The 24,885-nt window shown below is 71.7% G+C and carries 10 protein-coding genes and 1 pseudogene; 10 read left to right on the forward strand and 1 reads right to left on the reverse strand.

Features of this window, described 5'->3' with window-relative positions:
* Positions 1–2: 2 nt before the first annotated feature.
* The 10 genes from ABIC90_RS05005 (at position 3) to ABIC90_RS05050 (ending at position 23,335) form a co-directional block, all read left to right on the forward strand.
* Positions 3–965: a nitroreductase family protein gene (locus ABIC90_RS05005; protein ID WP_354352948.1), complete on the forward strand. Its 963-nt coding sequence runs from the start codon at positions 3–5 to the stop codon at positions 963–965.
* Positions 962–4,216: an AMP-binding protein gene (locus ABIC90_RS05010; protein ID WP_354352949.1), complete on the forward strand. Its 3,255-nt coding sequence runs from the start codon at positions 962–964 to the stop codon at positions 4,214–4,216. The genes ABIC90_RS05005 and ABIC90_RS05010 overlap by 4 nt, the downstream gene beginning before the upstream one ends.
* A 3-nt stretch (positions 4,217–4,219) precedes the next feature.
* Positions 4,220–6,115, forward strand: coding sequence for an asparagine synthase (glutamine-hydrolyzing) (gene asnB / locus ABIC90_RS05015; RefSeq protein ID WP_354352950.1), 1,896 nt, complete (start codon positions 4,220–4,222; stop codon positions 6,113–6,115).
* 97 nt (positions 6,116–6,212) lie between these two features.
* A complete protein-coding gene (locus ABIC90_RS05020; protein ID WP_354352951.1) occupies positions 6,213–9,587 on the forward strand; it encodes a condensation domain-containing protein in 3,375 nt (1,124 codons plus the stop codon).
* Positions 9,588–11,153, forward strand: coding sequence for an amino acid adenylation domain-containing protein (locus ABIC90_RS05025; RefSeq protein ID WP_354352952.1), 1,566 nt, complete (start codon positions 9,588–9,590; stop codon positions 11,151–11,153).
* Between the two features lie 11 nt (positions 11,154–11,164).
* On the forward strand, positions 11,165–12,034 hold the full coding sequence (locus ABIC90_RS05030) for a phytanoyl-CoA dioxygenase family protein (RefSeq protein ID WP_354352953.1): 870 nt from the start codon (positions 11,165–11,167) through the stop codon (positions 12,032–12,034).
* Positions 12,031–21,204 (forward strand): amino acid adenylation domain-containing protein, encoded by a 9,174-nt coding sequence (locus tag ABIC90_RS05035; RefSeq protein WP_354352954.1) that lies wholly within the window; start codon positions 12,031–12,033, stop codon positions 21,202–21,204. Before ABIC90_RS05030 ends, ABIC90_RS05035 begins: the two co-directional genes overlap by 4 nt.
* A 94-nt stretch (positions 21,205–21,298) precedes the next feature.
* Positions 21,299–21,520 (forward strand): MbtH family protein, encoded by a 222-nt coding sequence (locus ABIC90_RS05040; RefSeq protein ID WP_354352955.1) that lies wholly within the window; start codon positions 21,299–21,301, stop codon positions 21,518–21,520.
* A gap of 18 nt (positions 21,521–21,538) precedes the next feature.
* The gene (locus tag ABIC90_RS05045) at positions 21,539–22,198 is read left to right on the forward strand and encodes a hypothetical protein (protein WP_354352956.1); all 660 of its coding nucleotides are present in this window, start codon (positions 21,539–21,541) and stop codon (positions 22,196–22,198) included.
* 12 nt (positions 22,199–22,210) lie between these two features.
* A complete protein-coding gene (locus ABIC90_RS05050; RefSeq protein ID WP_354352958.1) occupies positions 22,211–23,335 on the forward strand; it encodes a cupin-like domain-containing protein in 1,125 nt (374 codons plus the stop codon).
* Positions 23,336–23,490: 155 nt separating this feature from the next.
* On the opposite strand, the pseudogene ABIC90_RS05055 reads toward ABIC90_RS05050, so the two are convergent.
* Positions 23,491–24,708, reverse strand: a pseudogene (locus ABIC90_RS05055) (IS3 family transposase); the annotation flags it as partial.
* Positions 24,709–24,885 lie beyond the last annotated feature (177 nt).

Consider the following 24,885-nt stretch of genomic DNA (forward strand, 5'->3'; position numbering starts at 1 on the left):
TCGTGGCGTTTCCGAACGAGTCCGGCGCGGCGCAGGCCGTTGCCGCTGCGCAGCCCATGGACCGGGTCCGCGCCATCGTCGAGTCGGTCCTCGGCGTGGCGGTGCCCGGGGACGAGACCAACATCATCGGCCTCGGGGCCAACTCGATGGAGCTGGTGCGCATCATCAATCTCATCGAGGACGAGACCGGGCTGCGCCTGCGGTTCGAGGACGTGGGCTTCGAGCCCACCATCGCTGCGCTCGCGCGCAACATCGAGGCGGCGCGCGAACACGAGGCCGAGGCGCCGGTCCCGCGCGGCGATGCGCGCGAGGCCGAGGCGGCCGTGCCGGCGCGGTCGCTGCCTGCCGTTGCCGGCATTCGCCGCAACGAGGGCTGGCCCGTCGTGAAGCTCGCGGGACCCACGCCGCCGGCCGATGCGCCGGGCGCGAGCGTGCGGGCATTCGGCCGCGAGCCGCTGGCGCTGGCGCAACTCGCGCAGTTGCTGGAGACCCTGCGGCTGCCGGGCGAGGGGCAGGCGGGCCATGCGGCGTACGCCTCCGCGGGCGCGCTCCATCCGGTGCAGACCTACCTGTACGCGAAGACCGGCGCGGTGGAGGGCCTGCAGTGCGGGCTCTACTACCACCATCCGCGCAGCGGCGAGCTCTGGCTGCTGGCGCCGGACCTCGTGCTCGACGAGTCGCTCTACGAGCCGCTGCTCAACGCGCCGGTCTACCGGAGCGCGGCGTTCGCGCTCTACCTGGTGTCGCGGCCCGGCGCCATCGAGCCGTCCTATGGACAGCGCGCGCGTGACTACTGCCTGCTGGAAGCGGGGGCGATGGCGCAACTGCTGCGCACGCGCGCGCCATCCTGCGGCATAGGCCTGTGCGCGATCGGCGAGTTCGCCTTCGAGCCGGTGCGCGACTGGTTCGAGCTCGACGACGATCAGGCCTGCCTGCATTCGCTGGTCGGAGGCGCCGTGACATGAATCCGGTCCAGGGGGCGGCAGGCCATCCGCTGTCGGTGAACCAGCAGTCGCTGTGGCGCAGCCAGCAGCTGTTTCCCGACGCGCAGACCTACGGGATGCTGGGAATCGCGCGCACCGGCACGGTTCCCGCCATCGCGCCCCTGCGGCGCGCCTACCGCCGCCTGCTGCAGCGCCACGAGATCCTGCGCTGCCGGATCGTCGAGGCGGCCGGCGTGCCGGCCGCCCACCCTGTGCCGCTCGAGGGCTTCGGCGACGGCGAGTTGCTGCCGTTCGTGGACGCCTCCGGCTGGTCGGCCGCGCGCCTGGCCGCCTTCGTCGACGAGCGCTTCGGCCAGGCCCACGCGACCAGCGGCACGACGCTGTTCCATTGCGTCGCGCTGGTGGCCGACCGCGCGGCGGCCGATGCACTGGCGGCGGCCGACGCGGAGCGCGCCGCTCCCGGCGGCGAGAGCGTCGGGCTGCTGGTGTTCACGGGACACCATCTGGTGATCGATTTTCTGTCGTTCCCGCTGCTGCTACGCGAACTGCAGTCGCTCCATGCCGAGGAGGAGGAGCAGGGCGCCGCGCCCGGTGCGCGCGAAGGCTTCCTGGCCGATGCCAATGCCTGGTCGCTTGCGGCCTCCGAGCGCGAGCTGGTCGCGAAGGAGGAGGCCGCCATCGGCGCGTTCGCCGCGCGCCTGACGCCGCCGCCCGAGCCGCTGTCCTTCGGCGGCGATGCGGCGCCCGCGTCCGGCGGCCCGGCGCGCGAACGCCGCTTCCCGTTGCCCGCAGCCGCGCGCGAGGCCTTGCTGCGCTGCGCGCGCGCGCACGAAGTCACGCCCTACGTGGCGATGCTCTCGCTGTTCCAGGTGTTGCTCCACGTGCATTGCGCCGCCGCCGACATCAGCGTCGCGACGCCCCTGCACGGCCGCCAGCGCCGGCCGTTCGGCCGGACCGTGGGCTATTTCGCGAACGTGCTGCCGGTGCGGCAGCGCCTGGACGCCGGCTGCGGCTTCGGCGACCTGCTGCGGCGCAACCACGCCGCGCTGCGCGAGGCGATGCGGCTGGCCGCCGTGCCGTTCCCGCTGCTGTGCGAGCGTGCGCGGGTGCGCGAGCTGCGGCCCGGGTCGACGGCCCTGACGCAGGTCACCTTCGTCTGGGACGCGATGCCGGCGCCGCGCGATGGCGACTGGCTCCAGACCCTGCGGATCGAGCAGCGCGGCACGCCCTATGAACTCGCGCTGACGGTGTATGCCGAGGACACTGGCTGGACCTGCGGCCTGAAGCACGACGCGGCCCGCGTGAGCGCGCATTTCGTCGAGCGCTGCATCGAGGACCTGCCGCGCTTCGCGCTGCAGCTCGCGCAGGCGCCCGAGCTGCCGCTCGGCGCCGCCGGCCTGGTGCAGCCGCCCGCATGGCACTGCCCCGCGGCCATCGCGCCGCCGCCCGCCGAAGACCTGATCGAGCAGGCCTTCCTGGCGAACGCGAGGCAGGCGGCTAGCGCGACCGCCTTGCGCGATGCACACCAGTTGCTCACGCACGCGGAGCTCGAACGCACCACCCGGCAGATGGCCGCCGCGCTGCTGCGCCTCGCGCCCTCGGGCGGTCCGGTCGGAATCCTCATGGAGCGCGGCGTCGACGCCGCGATCGCAATGCTCTCGGCCTTCCGCGCCGGCATTGCTTTCGCGCCGCTGCATCCCGGCCAGGCAGCGCCGTGGCTCGCGCAGGCCTGCCGCGGCGCGGAGCTGCGCTGCCTGGTCTTCTCGCCGTCCCAGGCCGCCGCTGCCGCCGCGCTGCCCGTGCCCGGGCTGGCTCATGCGCGCTGGCGCGAACTGGCGCAGGAGGCGCCGCCCGCCGACTTGCCCACTGTGCATCCGCTGGCGACCGCCTACGTGATCCACACCTCGGGCTCGTCGGGCGCGCCCAAGGGCGTGGCCGTCTCGCGCGCGAGCCTGCAGCACCTGATGGCGGCCACCCGCTTCATGTTCGCGGACCCGGGCCAGCACTGGAGCCTCGCGCACCACGCCAGCTTCGACTTCGCGATCTGGGAGCTGTTCGGGCCGCTGGTGCACGGCCACGCGCTCACGGTGCTCGACGAGCGCAGCGCCACTTCGCCGGATGCGCTGCACGCCGCGATCCTGCGCGACGGCATCACGCACCTGGGGCTGACGCCGCCCGCCTGCCGTCTGCTGCTGCCCTGGCTCGAACGCCAGGGCATGGGGCGGCTGCGCACGGTCTGCGCCGGCGGCAGTGCGGTCGATTCCGCGCTGGCCGGCGCGTTCGCAGGGCTCGGGCTCGATATCTGGAGTTTCTACGGTCCGACCGAAGCGACCGTCTGGGCCACCGCCGTGCGGGTCGGCAACGGCCGGCCGGGCGCGCGCATCGGCCATCCCTTCGCGGGCCTGCGCGTCTACGTGCTCGACGACGCGCTGCAATGGGTGAGCGAGCAGCGCGCGGGCGAGCTCTACCTGGGCGGGCCGCAACTGGCCGGCTACCTGCAGCCGGCGCTCACGGCCGCGAGCTTCCTGCCCGATCCCTGGCAGGCGGGCGAGCGCATGTACCGCACGGGGGACAGGGTCCGCTACACGCGCACGCACGGCCTCGAATTCGTCGGCCGGAGCGATCGGCAGGTCAAGCTCAACGGCTATCGCATCGAGCTTGATGCGGTCACGCATTCGCTGGCGGGCTGCGAGGGCATCGCGCAACTGGCCTGCGTGCACCTGCCGGCGCAGGGCCTGTGCGTGCCGTACACGACGGCCGACGGGCAGCCGTTGCCGGCCCCGGCGCTCGCGGCCTTCGCGCGCCAGGTGCTGCCGGCCTACATGCTGCCGCTGCGCTTCGTGCACCGCGCGGCGTTTCCGCTCACGCGCAACCGCAAGCCCGATCTCGATGCGCTGGGCGCGGAGCTGTCGGCGCAGCTCGCAGCCAGCGGCGGGGCCGAGGCGAGCGACGAAGCGCGCTGGGTGGAGGAAATCCTCGCGGTGCTGCGGCAGGCGCTCGGCGTGCCGGTGGTGCGGGCCGACGAGAACTTCCACGAACTGGGCGCCAGCTCGATCGTGCTCGCGCGGCTGCATGCCCATCTCGCGCAGCTCGCGGCCACGGCGCCCGAGCTGGTCGATCTCTACACCTTCCCAACCGCCCGCGGTCTCGCGCGCTGGCTGGCGCAGGGCGGGGAGATGCAGGCAGCGTCGCCGGCGCATGCGCCGGCCCGCTGGCAGGGGCGGCGCCCGCGCGCGCCGCGTCCCGAGCGGCATCCGCCGGGGAGCGCCTGAGCCATGTGCGGATTCGTCGTCGCCTGCCATCTCGAAACGCCCGTGCCGGCCGCCGCGCTGGAGGCCGCGCTCGACACGCTGCGCCACCGCGGCCCCGACGGCCGGGCTTCGTGGCGCTCGCAGGACGGCCTGTGCGGCATGGGCTTCCATCGGCTCGCGCTGGTCGGCGCCCGCGAGCAGGCCCAGCCCTTCCATGCTGGCGAGGTGCATGCCGTGGTGAACGGCGAGATCTACGGGCATGCGGCGCTGCGCGGCGCGCTGGAGGCCGGCGGCGCGCGCTTCGCCACCGACTCCGATTGCGAGGTCGTGGCGCACGGCTACCTGAGCGCGGGCATCGGCCACATGCGTGGATTGAACGGCGAATTCGCGGGCGTGCTGTGGGATGCGCGGCGGCGTCGGCTGTTCGCGTTCCGGGACCGCTGGGGCGTGAAGCCGCTGTTCTATCGGCTCACGCCGCAGGGCATCCATCTGGCCTCGGAAGTGAAGGCGCTGATCGCGCTCGGCGCCCGGCCGCGCTGGGACCGCGCGAGCCTATTCCAGCACTTCTTCGCCTCGATCGGCCCGGCCCGGACGCTGTTCGAGGGCATCGGGCAGGTGCCGCCGGGCCATGTGCTCGAGTGGAGCGCGCAGGGCTGCACGGTGACGCCGTTCCTGGACCCCGCCGACGAGCCCGACGAGGCCGCGCGGCAGCGCCTCGCGGCCGCGCCGCGCGAATGGATGCCGCGGCTGGTCGAGGGTCTGCGGCAGGCCGTGCACGACCGCTTCCAGGGCGATGCGCCGGTGGCCTGCTACCTGAGCGGCGGCGTCGATTCCGCGACGGTGGCCGCGCTGGCCGCGCGCCACGGCCGGGCCGGTATCACGGCCTTCACCGTCGACTTCGGCGGCGGCGCCGGCGACGCGCGCGAGGCCGCCGACATCGCGGCCGGCCTCGGCCTGCGGCACGAGGTGCTCCCGGTCGCAGAGACGCAACTGGTCGCGCATTTCGCGGACGCGGTGCGCCACGCCGAGACCATCGGCTTCAATGCCATCGGCGCCGCGCGCTGGATGCTGGGCCGGGCGGTGGCCGGCGCCGGCTACAAGGCGGTGCTCACGGGCGATGGTGCCGACGAGCTGTTCGGCGGCTACGGTTTCTCCAGCGTCGATCGGCTCTGCGCGCGCTCGCCGAGCCACGCCCGCCTGATGGACCAGGTGCTGGAAGGCGGGCGCCAGGCGCTGGCGGCGGAACTCGGGCAGCCGCTGCCTCTGTTCAAACTGGACCCGGCCCGCCATGGCGGCCAAGTGCCCTATCTGCTGGCGAGCTGGAACCACCAGCGCAGCGGGCTGCGCCATCTGCTGCGCCCGGAGTTCCTCGAAGCCTTCAGCGGCTGCAACCCCTACGACGCGCTGGTGGAGCAGACCGGCGCGTCTGCGCCGTCCGGCCTACGCCGGTCGCTGCAGCTGTGGCGCCGGTCGCTGTTCGTGAACCACATCCTGGTCTCCGAGCGCTTCGACATGGCGCACGGCGTCGAGACGCGCTATCCCTTCCTCGACAACCGGGTCGCCGCCATCGCCGGGATGCTGCCCGACGACTGGCTGGTCGAGGGCGCACAGGACAAGCGCTTCCTGCGCGAGGCCGTGGCGGCGTTGACGCCCGAGGCAGCGCGCCGCGCCCCGAAGCGGCCTTTCGAAGCGCCGGCCGCCTTCGCGGCCAGCGGCGACGGTCCGTTCCGGCGCTACCTGCGCGAGGTGCTGCACGGCGATGCGGCGCGGCACTCGGGCATCTTCGATGCGCGGCAGCTCCAGCGGCTGGAGGCGCGGCTGCCGTCGCTGTCGGGCAAGTCAGCGCAGCGCGTGGACGGCCTGCTGACGATGGCGCTGAGCTTCTTCGTCCTTCAACAGTCTCTGGGGGTGGCCGAATGAAGCGCGAGGCCGCAACCCCCCGTTCTTCTCTCGCGCCCTCGCGGCGCAACGCATTCGCAAAACAGGCGCACCGGCGCAACACCATGAGGATCAGACCGTGAGCACGCTAGACACATTGCTTCTGTCCGCCGAGCAACTCGAGCGCTACCGCGCGCTGTTGGCCGAAAAGGGGCTCGCGAGCCGGCAGCCGCTGCGCATTCCTGCGCGCGAGCCCGGGACCCGCGCGCCGCTGTGCAGCTACCAGGAGCCGCTGTGGTTCATCGACAGCTATGCCGGCGGCGACACCGCGCACAACGTGGTGTACCCGATGGGCCTGCCCGAAGGGGAGATCGACGAGGCGGTGCTGCAGCAGGCCATCGGCCGGATGATCGAGCGCCACGAGATCCTGCGCACCACCTTCCGGCAGGAGGCCGACGCCGTGGTGCACGTGGTGCACGAGCACTGGCCGCCCACGCTCGAGCGCGTCGATCTGCGGCCGCTGCCCGAGGCGCTGCGCGAAGCCCGCGGATGGAAGCTGGTCGACCAGGAGGCGGGCCACCAGTTCGACCTGGAGCACGGCCCGCTGCTGCGCTTCACGCTGCTGACGGCCGCGCCCCGCAAGCACGTGCTGCTCGTGTCGCTGCATCACATCGTCTGCGACACCTGGTCGGTGGCCATCATCGACCGCGAGGTGCGCACCCATTACGACGACATCCTGCACGACAGGCCCTGCTCGTTGCCGCCGGTGCCGCTGCAGTTCCCCGACTATGCGGTCTGGCAGCGCGGGCAGTGCGACAGCGGCATGTACGCGCGCCATCTGTCCTACTGGATGGAGCGGCTCAAGGACGCGCCGCAACTGCAGCTTCCCACCGACTTCCCGATCCCCGAGCAGCGCAGCCACCGCGCGAGCAACTGCCTGGTGCTGGTGCCGCCGCCTCTGCTGGAGAAGGTCAAGGCCTTCGCCCAGCGCGAGGGCGTGACGCTCTACATGGTGCTGCTGACCGCCTACAAGGTCATGCTCTCGCGCCACACGGGCCAGACCGACATCATGGTCGGCACGCCGCACGCGAACCGGGAGCGCGACGAGCTGCGCGACGTCATCGGTTTCACCATCAACTCGCTGGTGCTGCGCACCGAGCTGGGCGGCAACACGCCGTTTCGCGAAGCGGTCCAGCGCGTCAGGATGTCCGCGCTCGAAGCCTACGAGTACCAGGACGTGCCGTTCCAGACGGTGGTGGAGGCGCTGGGCACGCGCGGCAAGGGCCGGCAACTGAGCCGCTATTCGCTGTTCCGGGCCTTCTTCTCGGTGCAGAACATCCAGTGGGCCGACATCCAGTTGCCCCAGATCAACACCGGCTCGCTGCACCAGAAGCCGCGCTTCACGGTGCCGCATCCGACGACCAAGTACGACATCTACATGTACCTGCGCGAGCGCGACGGCATGGTGCTCGGCGGGCTCGAGTACGACGTCGAGCTGTTCTCGCAGGAGCGCATCGAACGCATGGTCCGGCACTTCCTGCGGGTGCTCGAGCAGGGCGTGGCCGATCCGCTCGCGGGCATCCACGAGCTCGCGCTGCTGGCGCCCGAGGAGGCCGCGCAGCAGCAGGCGGCCCTGCGCGGCGAGGCGCGCGACGCGGCGCCGCCGGCGGACATCTACAGTTGCTTCGAGGACGCGGCGCGGCGCTTCGCCGACCGGCCGGCCCTGGTCGACGGCGACACGCGTCTGAGCTACCGCGAACTGGCCGATGCCTGCGCCGCGTTGGTCGGGCTGCCGCCGCGGGCGGCCTCGGGGGCGCAGCGCCGCATCGGGGTCCTCGCGGACCGTTCCGCGGGCATGGTCGTGTCGCTGCTCGCGAGCCTGCGTGCCGGCGGCCTCTGCGTGCTGCTCGATCCCTCGGCGCCGGCCGCGCGCATCGAGGAGACGGTGCGGGCCCATGGCATCGAGCTGCTGCTGTGCGATGCCGCCGTCGATCTCGCGGGCGGCGTCGAGCAGCGCCTGATCGCGCACGAGGTGCAGGCCGGCGGTGCGGCGACGCCGCGCCCGCCGACGCCGGCCCAGGCCGGCGCCTTCGTCTTCATGACCTCGGGGTCGACCGGCGTTCCCAATGCGGTGGCGCTCTCGCACGCCGGCGTCCTGCACGGCCAGTTGCCGCAGACCTGCCCGCATCCGATCGGGCCGGACGACCGCTTGCTGCTGAGCGCGCCGACCAGTTCGGCGCGGCTGGTCGGCGAGCTGCTGTGGCCCTTGCTCAACGGCGCCGCCGTCGTGCTGTGCCGGCCGGGCGGTCACCAGGACCCGGTCTACCTGGGCGAGATGCTGCAGCAGCACCGGATCACGCATTTCAGCGTGGTGCCGCAGGTGCTGTCGGTGCTGGTCGAGGAGCGCGTCCTCGAGCGCTGTCCGGCGTTGAGCCTGGTGTACTGCGTCGGGCAGAACCTCGATGCGGCGCTCGCCTCGCGCTTCGTGCAGGCCTCGCGCGCGACCCTGTACAACAGCTATGCGCAGACCGAGGCCTGTCCCGTGAGCTTCCATGCCTGCGATGGCGTGCAGAGCGAAGGCCTGGTGCCGGTCGGGCGGCCCGCCCCCAACACCCCGGTGCATGTGCTCGACGCCTGGTTGCAGCCGGTGCCCGTCGGCGTGACCGGGGAGATCGCGGTCGGCGGCGCGAGCCTGGCGCAGGGCTACCTCGGCAATCCGCGGCTGACGGCCGAGAAGTTCATGCCCGATCCCTTCGGCGAGCCCGGCGCGCGGCTCTACCGCAGCGGCGACCTCGGCGCCTGGACCGAGTCGGACACGCTCGTGCTGCTGGGCCGCAGCGACCAGCGCGTGAAGATCCGCGGCTACCGGATCGACCTCACGGAGATCGAGCACGCACTGCTGGCCATCGAGGGCGTCGAGGAAGCGGCGGTGGTGGTCGCGGCCGGCGCGCGCGACGAGCCCGCCATCCTGGCCTTCGTGAAGGCGCAGCCGCTCTCGGTCGAAAAGCCCGGCCGGCTGGCGCAACTGCTGCGCGCGCGCTTTCCGGTGCAGCGCAAGAAGGTGCAGGCCACGCTGCCCGAGCAGCTGCGGGCGATCCTGCAGGCGAAGCTGCCGTTCTACATGGTGCCCGCGCGCATCGTGCAGCTCGACGAGCTGCCGCGCGGGCGCACCGGCAAGGTCGACCGCGTCGCGCTGGCCGAGCGCGGCAGCCCGCAGGAGGCGGCCGGGACCAAGCCCGACGGCGCGCCCAGGAGCGAGCTCGAGCGCCGGCTGATCACGATCTGGCGCGAGGTGCTGGGCGTGCCCGCGGCCCAGGCGATCGGCATCTACGACAGCTTCTTCGAGCTCGGGGGGCACTCGCTGAGCGCGGTCAGGATCGTCAAGCGGGTCCAGTCCGAGCTGGAGGTGAAGCTGGAGATCCGGCATGTGTTCGAGGCCGTCACGATCGCGGGCCTGTGCGAGCTGATCGCCTGGACCTCCGACGCCGAGAGCTTCGACGACATCAAGCTCTGAGTGGAACGCGGCGACATCCCGGCGGCGAAGACGGCCGGCCCCCGCGGGCAGGGGCTGGCGCCCTACGTCCGCGTGTTCGAGGCCACGGCGCGCGCGCATGCGGCCGCGCCGGCCGTGGAGGAGGGCGAGGAGCGCGCGAGCTACGCGCGGCTCGACGGCCTGGCGAACCGTTTCGCCGCCGAGCTGCGGCAGCGCGGCGTGGGGCGCGGCGCCTTCGTCGCCATCGCGCGCGAGCGCGGCGTGCTCGCGCTGGCCGCGATCCTAGCCTTGTTCAAGCTCGGCGCCGCCTATGTGCCGCTCGATCCCGCGCTGCCTGCGGCGCGCCGGCAGCGCATGCTGGCGCTGTGCGGATGCGCGCTGGTGCTGGCGGGGAACGAGGAGGGCGAGGACGGCTGCCCCGTCGCCGACCTGCAGGCCTGGGCGGCGCTCGGCCCCTTGCCCGATGCCGACTTCGCGGGCGGTGACGCCGCGGACCCGGCCTACGTGATCTTCACCTCGGGATCGAGCGGCGAGCCCAAGGGCGCGGTGCTGTCGCAGGCCAACCTGCTGAACCATCTGTGGGCCAAGGTCGAGGACCTGGGCCTGGGCCCCGGCGACCGCATCGCGCAGACCGCGCCGTTCGGCTTCGACCTGTCGGTCTGGCAGTTCCTGGCCGCGGGGCTGGTGGGCGCCTGCGTGAGCGTGATGGACCGCGAGACGGTCGCCTATCCGCCCGCGCTGCTCGACGCGATGGTTGCGCGCGGCGTGACGGTGTTCCAGGCGGTGCCGAGCTACCTGTCGGTGTTCGTCGATGCCGTCTCGCGGCGTCCGGGCGGGATGGGGACGAAGATCCGCGCGGCAGTCACGGCCGGCGAAGCGCTGCCCGCGGCGCTCGCGCGCCGTTGGTTCGAGACCAGCGCGATCCCTCTGATGAATGCCTACGGCCCGACGGAATGCGGCGTCGACGTGACCCATCACCTGATGCACCGCGCGCCCGAGGGCGAGCTCGTGCCGATCGGCCGGGCCATCCCGGGGGCCGCGCTCCACGTCGTCGATGCCGACCTCGTGCCCGTGGCCGAGGGCGAGAGCGGCGAGCTGCTGATCGGCGGCGTCGCGACCGGCATGGGTTATGTCAACGCGCCCGCGCCGACCGCCGCCGCCTTCGTGGAACTGCCCGCGCTCGGTGGCCGCTTCTACCGCAGCGGCGATCGCGTGCGCTGCCGCGGCGGCGTCCATGAATTTCTCGGCCGGCTCGATCTGCAGATCAAGCTGCGCGGCCACAGGATCGAACCCGAGGAGATCGAGGCCGCGCTGCTGCGCCAGGCCGGCGTGCGCGCCGCCGCCGTCGTGCTGCACCGCGAGGGCGAGCGCGCCGAGCTGGTCGCGCTCGTGCAGCCGTCGCAGCCGCAGGGGGCGGACGGCGAACTGGCGGGCCTGCTCGCGCAAGGCCTGTCGGCCGACCTGCCGGCTTACATGGTGCCGCGCTTCATCGAGTTCGTGCACGAGATGCCGCTCAATGCGCGCGGCAAGACAGACCGCGGCAAGGTCGGGCAATTGCTCGCCCTGCTGAAGCCCTTCGAAGCCTAGGAGCTGCGAACTTGAGCATCGTCAACCGCCTTCTCTACCGGATCGCCGAATGCGATCCCCTGTACCGCCACGTGCTGAACCGGCGTGCCACGCGCGAGTTCCGCGCGCACCAGGCCGAGCTCGGCGACGAAGGCCGGCGCGTGCTCCACGATCTCGACGAGAGCGGGCTCGCCTTCACCCGCATCGAGCGTTTTCCGGGCATGGCGGACCTGTTCGAAGAGCTGCGCGAACGCGCGCTGCTGGTCGAGGCGCGGCGGCGCGACGTCGTGCCGGCCGGGTCGGACCAGGCCCGGACCTATGCCTTCATGTCCAACGTGCTGGGCTCGTACCCGCGCTTCGATCCGCAGAGCATCTTCGCGCGCTTCGCCTGCCAGCCGCCGATCCTCGAGATCGTGAACGCCTATTTCGGCATGTTCACCCAGTTGCGCAAGTACGCGGTGTTCAGGAACGTCTTCTCCAACCGCTCGGAGAACGGCAACTGGCACCGCGACGGCGTGTGCGACGCGATGGTCATGCGCGTCTTCGTCTACTTCGACGACGTGGACGAACGCAACGGCGCGATGCGCTACGCGCGCGGCACGCACCACCGCAGCGAGGGCGGCAGCCGCGAGCGCATCGAGGGCGCGCGGCTGGACACCCTGTCGGTTTCCTGCTGCGGGCCGACCGGGACCCTGGTCTTCGCCGACACGCGCGGCTACCACCGCGCGGGCGAGTTCACCGAGGGCGAACGCTGGCTCTACTACGGCATGTTCACCTCGCCGGGCTTCGGCCTGGACTACTTCCGGCGGCAGGAGCACCGCGCGGCGCAGCGCGGCGACCCGGTGTCGTGGGCGCTGTCGAGCCCGATGACGCTGGCCGACAACTTCCGGGCGGCGCCATGAGCACCGACGACCCGCAGGCGCCGCTGTCCTGGGGGCAGCGGCAGATGTACCGCGCCATGCAGGTCGATGCCCAGCCCTGGCATTTCCACATGACCGACGTGCTCGTGCTGCGCGGCGCGGTCGACCTGGAACTGCTCGCGCGCAGCCTCGCGCAGGCGCTGGCCGCGCAGCCCTCGCTGCATGTGAAGCTGGCGCCCTGCGCCGACGGCGCGGAGGGCGTGGTGCAGCGCTTCGACGGCCTGATGCCGACCGAATGCCCGGTGCACGACTGGTCCGACCGGCCGTGCGAGGAGGTCGAGGCCCGGCTGCTCGAGATGCGCGCGCATTTCGGCCGCACGCCGTTCGACCTGGCGGCAGGACCGCTGTTCCGCGTCGCGCTGGTGCGCCTGCGCGCCGACGAGGCCTGCCTGCTGCTGACGCTGCACCATCTGCTGGCCGACGACTGGTCGATGGGCCTGCTGCAGCAGGACGTGGCGGCGCGCTACGCGGGCGCGCCGCTCGTGAGCGCCGAGCCCGCCCCGTACTTCGAATTCGCGCGACGGCAGGAGGCCTGGTTGCAGTCGCGCGAGGGCGAACGCGCGGTCGCCTGGTGGAGCGACCGGCTGCAAGGGCTGCCGGCGCAGTTCCCGATACCGTCCGACCGGCCGCGCCCCGTGGCGCCGGCGCGGGGACGTGCCACCGTGAGCGGCAGTCTCGCGGGCGAGCTCGTGCAGTCCCTGCGGCAGCTCGGCCGCGAGGCGCGCAGTTCGCTGTTCGTCGTGCTGCTGGCGGCCTACAAGGTGCTGCTGTGGCGGCTCGCGCTGAGTCCGCGCGTGCCGGTGGCGACCCTGGTCGGCAACCGGGACGACGGTGTGTTCGACCGGACGGTGGGGCTCTTCTTCAACACCATCGTGCTGGTGTCCGAGCTCCGGCACGACCAGCCGTTCCGCGATTTCGTGGCGGACCTGACGCGCACCACGCTCGACGGCATGCAGCGGCAGGCGGTGCCGTTCCAGCACCTGGTCGATCGCCTGTGCCCGGTGCGGGACCCGGCGCGCGTTCCCTTCGCGCAGGCGATGTTCTCGTTCATGGCGGCGTCGAGCCGGCGCCTGCGCATCGGCGATGCCGAGCTCGAGCAATTCGGCGGCATCGACACCGGCTCGGCCTACGACCTCAAGGTCACGGCCTACGAGAAGGGCGAGGGCGTGGAGGTGCTGCTCGAATACGACGCGGACCTGTTCGATGCCGCGACCGTGCAGGCATGGCACGAGGCCTACCTGCGCATCCTGGCCGATGCCGCGGCGGCGCCGCTGGCGCCGGTGCAGGCGCTGGGATTCGCACAGGCGTCCGCGCAGGCCGGCGCCGCGGTCGTGCGCGATGCCTGGGGCGCCGACGTACCGGCCGGTTTCGCCGGCGAGCTGTGCCGCCTCGAAGGCGGCGAGGCCGTGCGCACCGGCCTGCTCGCGCGGCGGCTGGCCGATGGCCGCATCCAGCCTTTCGAGGCGAGGCCCGCTACCTGGGTGGTGAATGGCGAGACGGTAGAGGTCGCCCTCGTGGAGCGCTGCGCCCAGGCCGTCCCGGGCGTTCGCCAGGCGCTGCTGACCTTCGACGCAGCGCGCGGGCTGGTCCTCCATCTGGTGATCGATGCCGAACCCTTCCGGCTGCCCGCCTTGCGCCGGCAGCTCGTCGCGTCGGTGCCCGCGCATTGCGTGCCGGGCGGTTTTCGCGTCGTCCCGTGGATCGCCGAACGCATCGGCGGCATCCCGGACCTCGACGCGCTGTGGCAGATCGGGCGCGACGCCGATGCGGCGGCTGGCCGCGCAGCGGGCGATGCGCGCGAGGCCGCGATGCTCGCGATCTGGTCGCAGGCCATGCGCGTGCCGGCGCTCGGGCCGGACGACGACTTCCTCGGCGCCGGCGGCAACTCGCTGACGGCGGCGCTGATCGTCGCGCAGGCCAACCAGCACCTGGGCGCCGCGCTGACGCTGCGCCATCTGTTCGAGGCGCGGACCGCGGCGCGCTTCGCCGCCCTGGCCTCCGGGGCGCCGGCCGCGGCCGTGGCGCAGCCCTGGCATGCGCAGCCGCAGGCGCGCAGCGCGCAGCAGGCCCGGGTGGAGGTCGATGGCCGCGTGTCGTACCCCGCGTCCGAAGCGCAGGCGCGCATGTGGATGCTGGACCGGCTGCTCGGTCCGTCGGACCGCTACGTGCTGCGCAACGCCTTCCGGGTCGCGGGACCGCTCGACGCGCGCGCGCTGGGGGCCGCGTTCGAGGCCCTGGTCCGGCGGCACGAACAGTTGCGCGCCGTGTTCCTGGAGAGCGACGGCCTGGTGCGGCAATGCCTGCTGCCGGCCGACGGCATCACGCTGCGCGAGGTTTTCTGGGACGCGGAACCCGGACCCGATGCGCTGCCTCCCGCCACGCTCGTGCGCGAACTCGATGCAGCTTTCGACCTGCGCACCGGGCCGCTGGCGCGCGCGCTGCTGGTGCGCACCCGCGATCCCGAGGTCCACCAACTGCATCTCGCGCTCCACCACAGCGTCGCCGACGGCTGGTCGCTGGGCGTGCTGTTCGACGACTGGCTTCGGCTCTACGCGGGCGACCGGGCGCTGCCTGCGTTGCCGGCCGAGTACCGCGACCACTGCTGCTGGCGGATCTCGCAGGCGGGCGCCCAGGTCCACGACGAAGACCTGGCGTACTGGCGCCGTCAACTCGAGGGTGCAGACGCGACCCTGCCGCTGCCCGAGCGGCCGGCCGGGGAGGCCGCGCCGCAGCAGGCCGGCCGCCGCGCGTTCCGCTTGCCCGCCGCGCTGTGCGAGCGCCTGGGCGCGATCGCCGCCGCCGAGGACGCGACGGTCTACACGGTCCTGCTGGCGGGCTTCGCGGCGGTGCTCGCGCGCTACGCGGGACAGAAAGCGCTGAGCATCGGCGCGCCGGTGGCGAACCGCGACCTGCCGGGCACCGACCGGATGGTCGGGCTGTTCGTCAACACCGTGGTGATGCGGCTGCGCATCGGGGCGGCCGCGTCCCTGCGCGAGCTGCTGCGGGACACCCGCGACACGGTGCTCGCGGCCCTGGCGCATGCGGCCGCGCCGTTCGAGGCGGTGGTGCAGGCGCTGCAGCCGCAGCGGCACCTGGATGCCTCGCCCCTGTTCGAGCTCATGTTCGCGTTCCAGAACCTGCCCGGCGTCTCGTCCGTGCCCGGCGAGCTGGCGCTCGGCGTGCTGCGCCAGGACGCCGCGCGGGCGAAGTTCAAGCTCGGCTGCACGCTGACCCAGGTCGAGGGCGTGGCCTACGGCGAGCTGGAGTTCCGCGAGGACCTGCTCGATCCCGCGCTGATGGAGCGCCTCGCGGCCGACTACGTCGCGGTCCTGACGCAATGGGCAGGGCAGCCCGATGCGGCCTGTCATGCGCTGCGCGTGGCGGTCTCGCGGCCACGGCCGGTGACGGGCACGGCCTCCGGCGTGGCCGGCCTTCGCGCGGCCTGGGAGATCGTGCAGCGGCAAGCCCTGCGCACGCCCGAGCGCGCGGCGCTGCGCCATGGGACGGCGACCCTGTCCTATGTGCAGCTCGATGCCGCGGCCGCGCGCATCGCCGCCGCGCTGCGCGCGCGGGGCCTGGGCGCCGGCCACCGCATCGGCCTGTGCCTGCCGCGCTCGCCGCGCGCGATCGTGGGCCTGCTCGGCATCCTGCGTGCCGGCGCGGCCTACAGCCCGATGGACGCCGATGCGCAGGACGACGCCTGGCGCGAGCATGCGAGCGGCGCGCGGCTCGACGCGATCCTGCGGCTGCCGGACGCCCGCGCATGGCCGGACGATCTGCGCGCGCTGGACCTGGAAGAACTGCTGGCGGCAACGCAGGCGCCGGCGGCGCACGAGGACGCCGCGCGCCATCCCCAGGCCGCGGCCGTGATCTTCCGCACCTCGGGCTCCACGGGCCAGCCGAAATACGTGACCGTGCCGCACGAGGGCATCGTGGCGCTCGTCGCCTGGGGCTGCGAGGCCTACGATGCCGACACCTATCGCCACGCCAGCTTCGCGACCGCGCTGGGTTTCGATGTCTCGCTGTTCGAGATGTTCGTTCCCTGGGCCCTGGGCGGCTGCGCGGTGCTCATGGACCATCTGCTCGCGCCGCGCGAGGAAGAGCCGGCATTGAGCTGCATCAGCGGCACGCCCTCGCAGGTGCGGGCCCTGCTGGGCCAGGGGCGCTTCCCGGCGGGAGCGGTCACGCTCAACATGGCCGGAGAGGCGTTGCCGCCGGAGCTGGTGACGCGCGTCTTCGCGCAGACGCAGACGCGCCGGATCTTCAATCTCTACGGGCCGACGGAGTGCTCCGTCTACGCGAGCTTCGAGGAGATCCGCCGCGATGACCGCGCCGGTCCGGTGCGGATCGGCCGGCCGCAGCCCCACGTCACGATGCACGTGCTCGATGCCATGGGCCGCGAAACGCCGCAGGGCGTGGCCGGCGAGATCTGCATCGGCGGCAGCGGCCTGGCGCACGGCTACACGGGACAGGCCGCGCTCACGGCCGAGCACTTCGTGCCCGATCCCTTCTCCGGCGTGCCGGGCGCGCGCATGTACCGCACGCGGGACATCGGACGGGTCGACGGCGAGGGCGCGGTGACCTACGTCGGGCGCGCCGACGGCGTGCAGAAGCTGCGCGGGATCTGGGTCAACTTCGACGAGCTCGCGGCCGATGTCCGCGCCTGCCCGGGCGTGCGCGACGCGGTGGTGCTGCCCGTCGCGGAACGGGAGGGCGGCGGCGATGGCGGCGTGGTCGCGTTCTGCGTGCCCGAGGACGGCACGCGCTTCGACGAGGCGGCCCTGCGGCGGCTGTTCCGCGCGCGGGTGGGGCGGACGCGGCCGCTGGCCTACGGACGGATCGTCAACCGCTTCGTCGCGCTCGACGCGCTGCCGCTCCTGCCCAGCGGCAAGGTCGATCTGCAATCGCTCGCGCGGATGGCGCCCGGCCGGCCCGTGCGCGAGCGCGCCTCGGTCGCGCCGACCGACCTGCTCTGGCACCTGCTGCGCGAGGCCTGGGGCGCGGCGCTGGGCATCGAGGACGTGGGCGAGGGCGACGACTTCTTCGCGCTGGGGGGCCACTCGCTGCTGGCCTTGCGCATGCTCGCGGCCATCGAGGCGTCGAGCGGCCTCGCGCTGCCGTTCGCGACGATCTTCGAATTCCCCGTCTTCACCGAGTTCGCCGACGAGGCCGGCCGGATCGCGAGCGGGCAGGCCGGGCCGGATGCGGCGGCGGGACCGATCGATCGCCTGGCGCGGACCGGCGGCGACGACCTGCCGGTGTCGCGCGCGCAGCGGCGGCTGTGGTTCCTCGACCAGTTCGAGCCCGGCACACACCACAACGTGCCGCTGGTGCTTCGGCTGCAGGGCGCGACGCACGCCGCGCGGCTCGGGCAGGCCGTGCATGCCTGCCTGCAGGAGCACGAGGTGTTCCGCACCTCCTTCCACTTCGCGGACGGCGACGTCGTGGCCCGCATCGCCGGGGAGGCGCCCGCCGGGCCGGTGCTGCACGACTGGTCCGCGCTCGCGCCCGAGGCACGGCGCGAACGCGAGGCCGCGCTGCGGCAGGCCCATGCGGCCCATCGCTTCGACCTGTCGCGGCCCGGCCTGGTCCGCATCGAGCTGGCCCGCCTCGCGCACGACGAATGGCTGGTGGCCATGGTGTTGCACCACATCGTCACGGACGGCGAATCGATCGCGCTGCTGGCGCGCGAGATCGGCCGGCGCTACGCGCAGCCCGGGGCCGTGTCCGCGCCGCGCCTGCAGTACGTGGACTACGCGGCCTGGGACCGGCGCGGCGCGCTCGATCCGGCCCATCAGGCGCACCTGGCGTACTGGAAGACGCAGCTCGACGGCGCGCCGGCCTTCCTCTCACTGCCGGCCGACCATCCGCGGCCGGTGGTGTCCAGCCACGCGGGCGCGGCCCATGCCTTCTTCCTGCCGGAGGCGGAGCTGGCGCAGGCCGGCGAGGTCTTCGCGCAGCTCGGCGTCTCGCGCTTCATGGGGCTGCTCGCGACGTTCAAGCTCGCGCTCTACCACCACACCGGCAGCCGCGACCTGTGCATCGGCACGCCGGTGACGAACCGCCGTGCCTTGCCCACGCGCGCGATGCAGGGCTACTTCCTCGACATGCTGGTGCTGCGCACGCGCTTCGCCGCGACCGACACGCTGGCCGATTTCATCGGCAAGGTGCGCGCGTTGTGTGGCGCGGCCTTCCGTCACCAGGCGCCCGGCTTCGACGCCGTCGTCGACCTGCTGCAGCCCGAGCGGACGCCGGGCTACCACCCGCTGTTCCAACTGGCCTTCGTCTACACCGACGGTGGCGCGGCCTCCGCCGACGAGACACCGGGCCTGCGCTGGACCGCCTCGCAAGGCGGCAACCGGGGCACGCAGTTCGACCTGACCTGTCACTGCAACGAAACGCCGGACGGGCTGTGGGTGACGCTGGACCACAAGGCCACGCTCTACGCGCCGCAGACCATCGCGGCCTTCGGCGCCCACTTCCGCCATTGCCTGGCGCGGCTGTGCGCGCACCTGCATGCGCCGATCGCCGCGTTTCCCACGCTGGCCGCGCGGGCCTGCGTGCCGCCGCCGCGGAACGCGGCCCTTGTGGCGCGCGGCGACAGCTGCCTCGCGGACGGCTTCGAACGCTGGGCGGCCCGGACGCCCGAGGCGATCGCGCTCAGGACCACGGCGGCCGAATTCAGCTACGCGACCATCGAGACCGAGGCCAACCGGCTCTCGCACCGCTTGCTGCGAGACGGCCTGCGGCCCGGAGAACCGGTCGCGCTGTGCCTCGACCGCAACGAGACGCTGGTCGTCGCGCTGCTGGCCGTGAGCAAGGCGGGTGGCTGCTTCGTGCCGCTCGACAGCCAGATTCCGCCGCTGCGGCTGCGGGCGATCCTCGCGCGCCACGGCATCCGGCGACTGGTCTCCACGCAGGCGCTGCTCGCGCCTCTACTGTCGGGCGCGGCGCAACCGCTCGAACTCTCGCACTGCTACGACTTCGGCGCGCGCACGGTGTCTTCGGCCTGGCGGGGGATCGGGACGCTGGTGGGCGCGCGGGACTGGGCCGGCGAAAGCAGCGCCCGCGTGCCGTCGCGGCACCGGCTGGCGCTTCCGGCCTACGTCATCTTCACCAGCGGTTCGACCGGTGAGCCCAAGGGCGTCGTCGTCGGCGATGCCGCCGCCTGCGCGACGCTGGACTGGATCAACGCGCGTTTTGGCGTGGGCCCCGGCGATCGCCTGCTGTGGTGCGCATCGGTCGGCTTCGACCTGTCGATCTACGACGTGTTCGGCACGCTGGGCGCGGGCGCCACGGTCTGCATCGCCGACCGGGGCATGCTGGCGGACCCCGTCATCATCGCGTCCTACCTCGCGCTCTGGGGCGTGACGATCTGGGACTCCGCGCCCGCGGCGCTGCAGTTCGCGCTGTCCGGCTGCGAGGTGCTCGGCGCGGCCCATCGCTGCGATGCGCTGCGGCTGGTCATGCTCAGCGGCGACCGGATTCCGGTCAAGCTGCCGGCCGCCGGCAGCGGCGCCTTTCCGAATGCGCACTGGCATGCGCTGGGCGGCGCGACCGAAGCGGCCGTCTGGTCGAACCATTACGAGATCGGCGACGCCGAAGGCGCGCGGGCCCTGGGCCGCGGCGCCGCGGTGCCCTATGGCCGGGGCTTCGGCGCCGCCGCCTATTTTGTGATGAACGATGACTTCCAGGTCTGCCCCGACGGGGTCGAGGGCGAGCTGTTCATCGGCGGCGGCTGTCTGGCGTACGGCTACCTCGATGCGCCGGGCCTGACGGCGCAGCGCTTCGTGCCGCATCCGTTCGAGGCCGGCGCCAGGCTCTACCGCACCGGCGATCGCGTCAGGCGCGACAGCACCGGCACACTGTGGATCCTCGGGCGGCAGGACGGTCAGGTGAAGCTGCGGGGCTTTCGCATCGAACTCGGCGAGGTGGAGCAGGCGATCCAGGGGCTGGCCGCGGTGAAGTCCGCTGTGGTGCTCAAGGACGCGACGCGCGACGCCCTACACGCGCACGTCGAACTGCACGGCACCGGGACGCTCGCTCCCGCGGTCGTGCAGGAACACCTCGCCGCCCGCCTGCCGCACTACATGATTCCGTCGGCGATCCATGTCGTCGAGGCCTGGCCGATGACGGCCAACGGCAAGCTCGACCGCGAAAGGCTCGCGCGCGCCCACGGCGCAGCCGTGGCGCCGCGCCGATCGCCGCCGGCCGCCGCCGGCACCGTGGCCCACCGGCTCGCCGCGATCTGGGAGCAGGTGCTGCAGGTGCCGGTGGACGACGCGCAGCGCAGCTTCTTCCACTACGGCGGTTCGTCCCTCGATGCCATCGAGATGCTGCGGCACGCCAACGCGCAGTTCGGCACCTCGCTGCGAGTGACGGACATCTTTCATCACCAGACGCTCGCGCTGTTCGCCGCGCGGATCGAACAGCGGGAGACGCCGGCCCGGACGGACGATGGCGCCCTGACCATCTGGAAGGCTGGCGACGGCACGGCCCCCGCGCTGGTCTTCATCGCACCGCCCGGGGCGGACGGTGCCTGCTATGCCGCGCTGCTCGACGAACTCACAGCCTGGCCCGGCGCCCTGTGCACGGCGGCCTTGACTCTGCCGCTGCTGCGGCGCTGGCATGGGGGTGCGGAACGCACGCTCGACGCGCTGGGTCGCCTGCTGGCCGATGCGATCGCGCAGGCCGGCATCGCGCGCTTCGTGCCCTGCGGCTGGTCCTTCGGCGGCACGCTCGCCGCGCGCCTGCCGGGGCGCGGCGAGCGCGCGCTGCTGATCGACGCGTACGAGGCCTCCGCGGTCGCCGGGGGGCTGCGACCGGAGGACGAGGACTGGCGCGACTGGCAGGGCCGCATGGGCGAAGGCCTGCTGCCGGCCGGTGCGGACGCCGCCACGAGGGCCGAGCTGTTCTCGCTGTCCCTCGCGGTGCTGGGCACGGGGGGCGATGAGAGCGGGCCCGCGGGGCAGGGCTGTCTTGCGCTGATCGAGAGCAACCGGCCCGACGGCCGGCGGGCCTCGGCCGGCTGGCCTTTGCTGCGGCTGTCGCGCATCGACGAACTCGATGCGCACCACTACGAGATGCTGCGCCAGCCCTGGGTGAAGCAGGTGGCGGCATGGATCGGGGCGTGCCTGGCGCGCAACGCGTGATCGGGGCCGCGCGCGACACCGATTGTTTTTATGCCGCTGATATCATTATTCGCATGAAGGACCCGCAGGTCCTTCGCGTCAAGGAGAAGCTTCAATGAGCTGGGATCAGGAAGACACCGAGTTCCACGTCGTCGTGAACCACGAAGAACAGTATTCCATCTGGCCGGTCTACAAGGAGGTGCCCGCGGGTTGGAAGACCGTCGGCGTCCGCGGCAAGAAGGCCGAGTGCCTCGACTACATCGAGAAGACTTGGATCGACATGCGTCCGCTGAGCCTGCGCAAGGCGATGGAGAGTTCCTCGGGCGGCCAGTCTTGAGCTGAGAGGCGCAGAGGCATGGCCGCGGCGGGAATGGAAAAGCTCGGGCCGTCCGTTTTTCGCGTGCTGCCCACCAAAGTCACGCCGACGAAGTACTGCAACTTCTTCGTCACCCATCCGCAAGGCAATCTGCTGTTCCCCTGCTTCGCCAAGGGCGGCAACATCGATGGCGCCTTCGATGCGATGGAGGCGATGGGCGGTGTCGGCGCGCAGCTGCTCGGCGACATGCACCTCAAGAGCAGCCACTGCGACGAGCTGCGCGAGCGCTTCGGCACATTGACGTATTGCAGTGCGCCCGAGCTTGAGGACGTGAAGAAGAGCGTCAAGCACGTCAAGGCGTTTCCATTTCGCAGGCACCGGCTGTTTCCGCACGTCGAAGTAATTCCCACGCCCGGCCACCGGCCGGGAGGGACCTGCTACCTGGTCGAGTTGGAAGGCCGGCGCGTCCTGTTCGCCGGCGACAACGTCGGCTACGACGCGGGGCACTGGACGGCCTTTCCGTCGAAGCAGGGCAAGGCTGAGCTGCTGCAGTCGTTCTCGGTGCTCGCGGCCTGCGAGTTCGATGTGCTGTATGCGATCACGCTCGCGACCGAGCCGGTGTGCTCGGTCCGGCTCGCGACGGCCGCCGCGCGCGAGCGCTTCTTCCGGGATGTGGCCGCGCGCGCAGGCCTGGCCTGATTCCGCCCGGTCATGCCTTCCTTCATCGATCTCAAGCAGGCGTTCAGCCGGCGCGTGGTGCTGCATTTCCTGCCCGGGCATCGCGACGGCGTCGTGCAGTTCATCGTGGGAGCACAGCCCGAGGGACGCTTCCATGCCGAGCTGGCCGACGGCATCCGGCTCCATGACGGCGTGCATGCGGCGCCGGACGCGAGCATCGCGATGACCGAGGAGGCGTTCCAGGCCCTGGTGGAGCACCCCGAGCAGCCGCTGCGTTGCGGTGCCGTGCTGAACGGCGACCGTGCCTTGCTGTCGCTGGTCGCGCTAGCGGCGCATGGCGAAGGCGCGCCCGGCCCGGCCCGGCTGCGGGCGATCGAGCATCGTGCCGCGCAGCGCCTGCGCCTGGATCCACCGGTGCGCCGCCGCGCGGACATCGATTCGGCCGTGCTGTTGTGGGCGCTGCATTTCGGCGTGCCCCTGGTGCTGAGCTCGATGCTCGGCCAGGGGGGCTGGCGGATGCCGCTGGAGAACCTGCGCGAGCAGTTCGGCGAGCTGCCCCTGGTCGGGCTCGACGCCGACGTGCTGGGCGCGTCCCTCGACATCTCGACCTTCGGCGCGCTGATCCGCGACGCGCGGGAGGGTGCGAGCGCCCCGGCCTACAGCGGCGGATGCGCGCTGCCGGGACCCATGCACGAGGCGTTCGCGCTGCCGCTGCTCAAGCCGGGCTGCTTCACCCGTCCCCAGCTCTGGATGGGGCGGCGCGACGAGGCCGCCTGCACGCGGCTGCATCGGGACTTTCTGCATGCGTTCATCGGCCAGGTCAGCGGCGTCAAGACCTTCATGCTCGCGCCGCCGGAGGATGCGCCGACCCTGTACCCCGGCGCCTGCTTCAACATGTTCCAGCTCGCGCGCTTCGATCCCTTCCTGCCGGACTTCGCGAAATTCCCGCTGGCCCGCGAAGCGAGGCTGTTCGAGGTCGAGCTTCAGCCCGGTGAACTGCTGGTCCTGCCCGCGGGCTGGTTCCATACGGTGCGAAGCAACGGCTTCGTGATGTCCGTCAATCGCTTCATGAAGGAAGAGGCCTGGGCCTCGCTCGCCGAGCGCATCGAAGCCGCGCCGCCCGGCACGGCGCGCGAGCGTGCGGATCAGTTGCGCTGATGCGCCGGCCTCAGCGCCGGGCCGCCACCGCGGCAATGTGCCCGACCAGTTCCTTCGGCGACTCGATCTCGAACGCATGCCCCAGGCCTGTTGATGGCGCAGTGGCGGCAGCAACAGTCACCTGCATTCGGACCAATGTAGCCAGCTCACCATGCGTCGGCCACGGTTTCGATGGCCGCATCCAGCATGGTGTTGACCAGCTCAGCATTTGGATGCTCCCCAATGGACCAGCTGATGACCAGGCCATCGAAGCAGTCGATGATGGGTGAGAGGTACACCTTGCCGGCCGGGATCTGGAACTCGGTGATGTCGGTGAGCCACTTCTCGTTCGGGGCCGCTGCCTGGAAGTCCCGGTTGATGAGGTTCTCGGGCGCTGGACTGATCTCCCTCAGATAGGAGCCATACCGGCGCCGCTTGGGTTTAGAGACGACCGAGCTCTCTTGTTTCATCAACCGCTGCACGACCTTCTCCGAGATCGTGACGCACTGCCGGGCCAGAGATGCCTGCAGTCTGCGGTAGCCGTAGCAGCGGTGGTTGAGTTCGAAGATGTCGCTGATGCTGCGGCGGACAGCGAGGTATTTGTCTGCCACCTTCACACGGGCTCGATGGTAGAAGTACGAGCTTCGCGCCAGTTCCAACTGGACGAGGAGCTCTGGCAGGCCATACAGCTCCTTAAGGGCGTCAACCAGCAATGTCTTCTCCCGGTTGGTCAGGAGTTGCAGATCGACGCCCAGGCCTTTTTTTAATATTTCATTGGCCTTCTTCAAGAGATCGCGCTCGAGCTGCAGTTGCCGGATGTCGCGTTGCAAAGCCTCCAGCTGTCGCTCCAGTTCCTCTCGCTCTGGCACTGGCACAGAGTTGTTGTGGCGTTTCATGGATGCAGGAGCCTCACGACCGAGTAGTTGGTTTTTCCAGTTGTACAGCGTCGGCCTGCACACGCCCAGCTTTTCGGCCACGGCCTGCGCGCCTTCTTCTCGATTGCAAAGTCCGATGACTCCGGCGTGCTTCAATGCCTCTGGATACCTTGGAGGCGCAGACCTGCCAACCAAGGCCTTCATGGTCTCAGGAAGCGCCTCGCGAACCCACGCAGTCAACGTCCCTCGACCGGGATAGCCCAGAGCCCTCATCGTTGCAGCAATGCAGCGATCATGAGTGAGGTAGTGCTCGACAGCCGCCTCCTTCTGCGCTTGCGAGTACTTGGGAGGTCGACCCGCATAGCCCACGGGCAAATCGAGGCGCTGCTCGAATTCCCGGCACCAGCCCTTCAAGGCATTCTTGGTTGGGTAGCCCAGCTGACGAATGGTCGCTCGGACGCGTTTGCCGAGCTTGATGTAGAGCTGGACCGCTCGAACCCTGTCTTCGTACGAATACATGAACTACCTCCTGGTAGTCCAAGTTTTTGTCCGCATCCCCCAACAGGCAGCTCGAATGGCTCGCTCTTCGGCGCCTTTACCGACGGACCGATCATGACGCTCGTGTACAGCTCGCTGGGCTTGAAGTTCAGGATGTTTGATTCCACCGACTACCCCGCCAAACATCTCTGCGCCTTG

Source organism: Variovorax boronicumulans (assembly GCF_040544675.1).
GTDB lineage: Bacteria > Pseudomonadota > Gammaproteobacteria > Burkholderiales > Burkholderiaceae_C > Variovorax > Variovorax boronicumulans_D.

Bases quoted from the DNA above. Each gene is read 5' to 3' on its own strand.
- ABIC90_RS05010 (WP_354352949.1), top strand. From the start codon at position 962: ATGAATCCGGTCCAGGGGGCGGCAGGCCATCCGCTGTCGGTGAACCAG.
- asnB (WP_354352950.1), top strand. From the start codon at position 4,220: ATGTGCGGATTCGTCGTCGCCTGCCATCTCGAAACGCCCGTGCCGGCC.
- ABIC90_RS05045 (WP_354352956.1), top strand. From the start codon at position 21,539: ATGGCCGCGGCGGGAATGGAAAAGCTCGGGCCGTCCGTTTTTCGCGTG.
- ABIC90_RS05050 (WP_354352958.1), top strand. From the start codon at position 22,211: ATGCCTTCCTTCATCGATCTCAAGCAGGCGTTCAGCCGGCGCGTGGTG.
- ABIC90_RS05035 (WP_354352954.1), top strand. From the start codon at position 12,031: ATGAGCACCGACGACCCGCAGGCGCCGCTGTCCTGGGGGCAGCGGCAG.
- ABIC90_RS05040 (WP_354352955.1), top strand. From the start codon at position 21,299: ATGAGCTGGGATCAGGAAGACACCGAGTTCCACGTCGTCGTGAACCAC.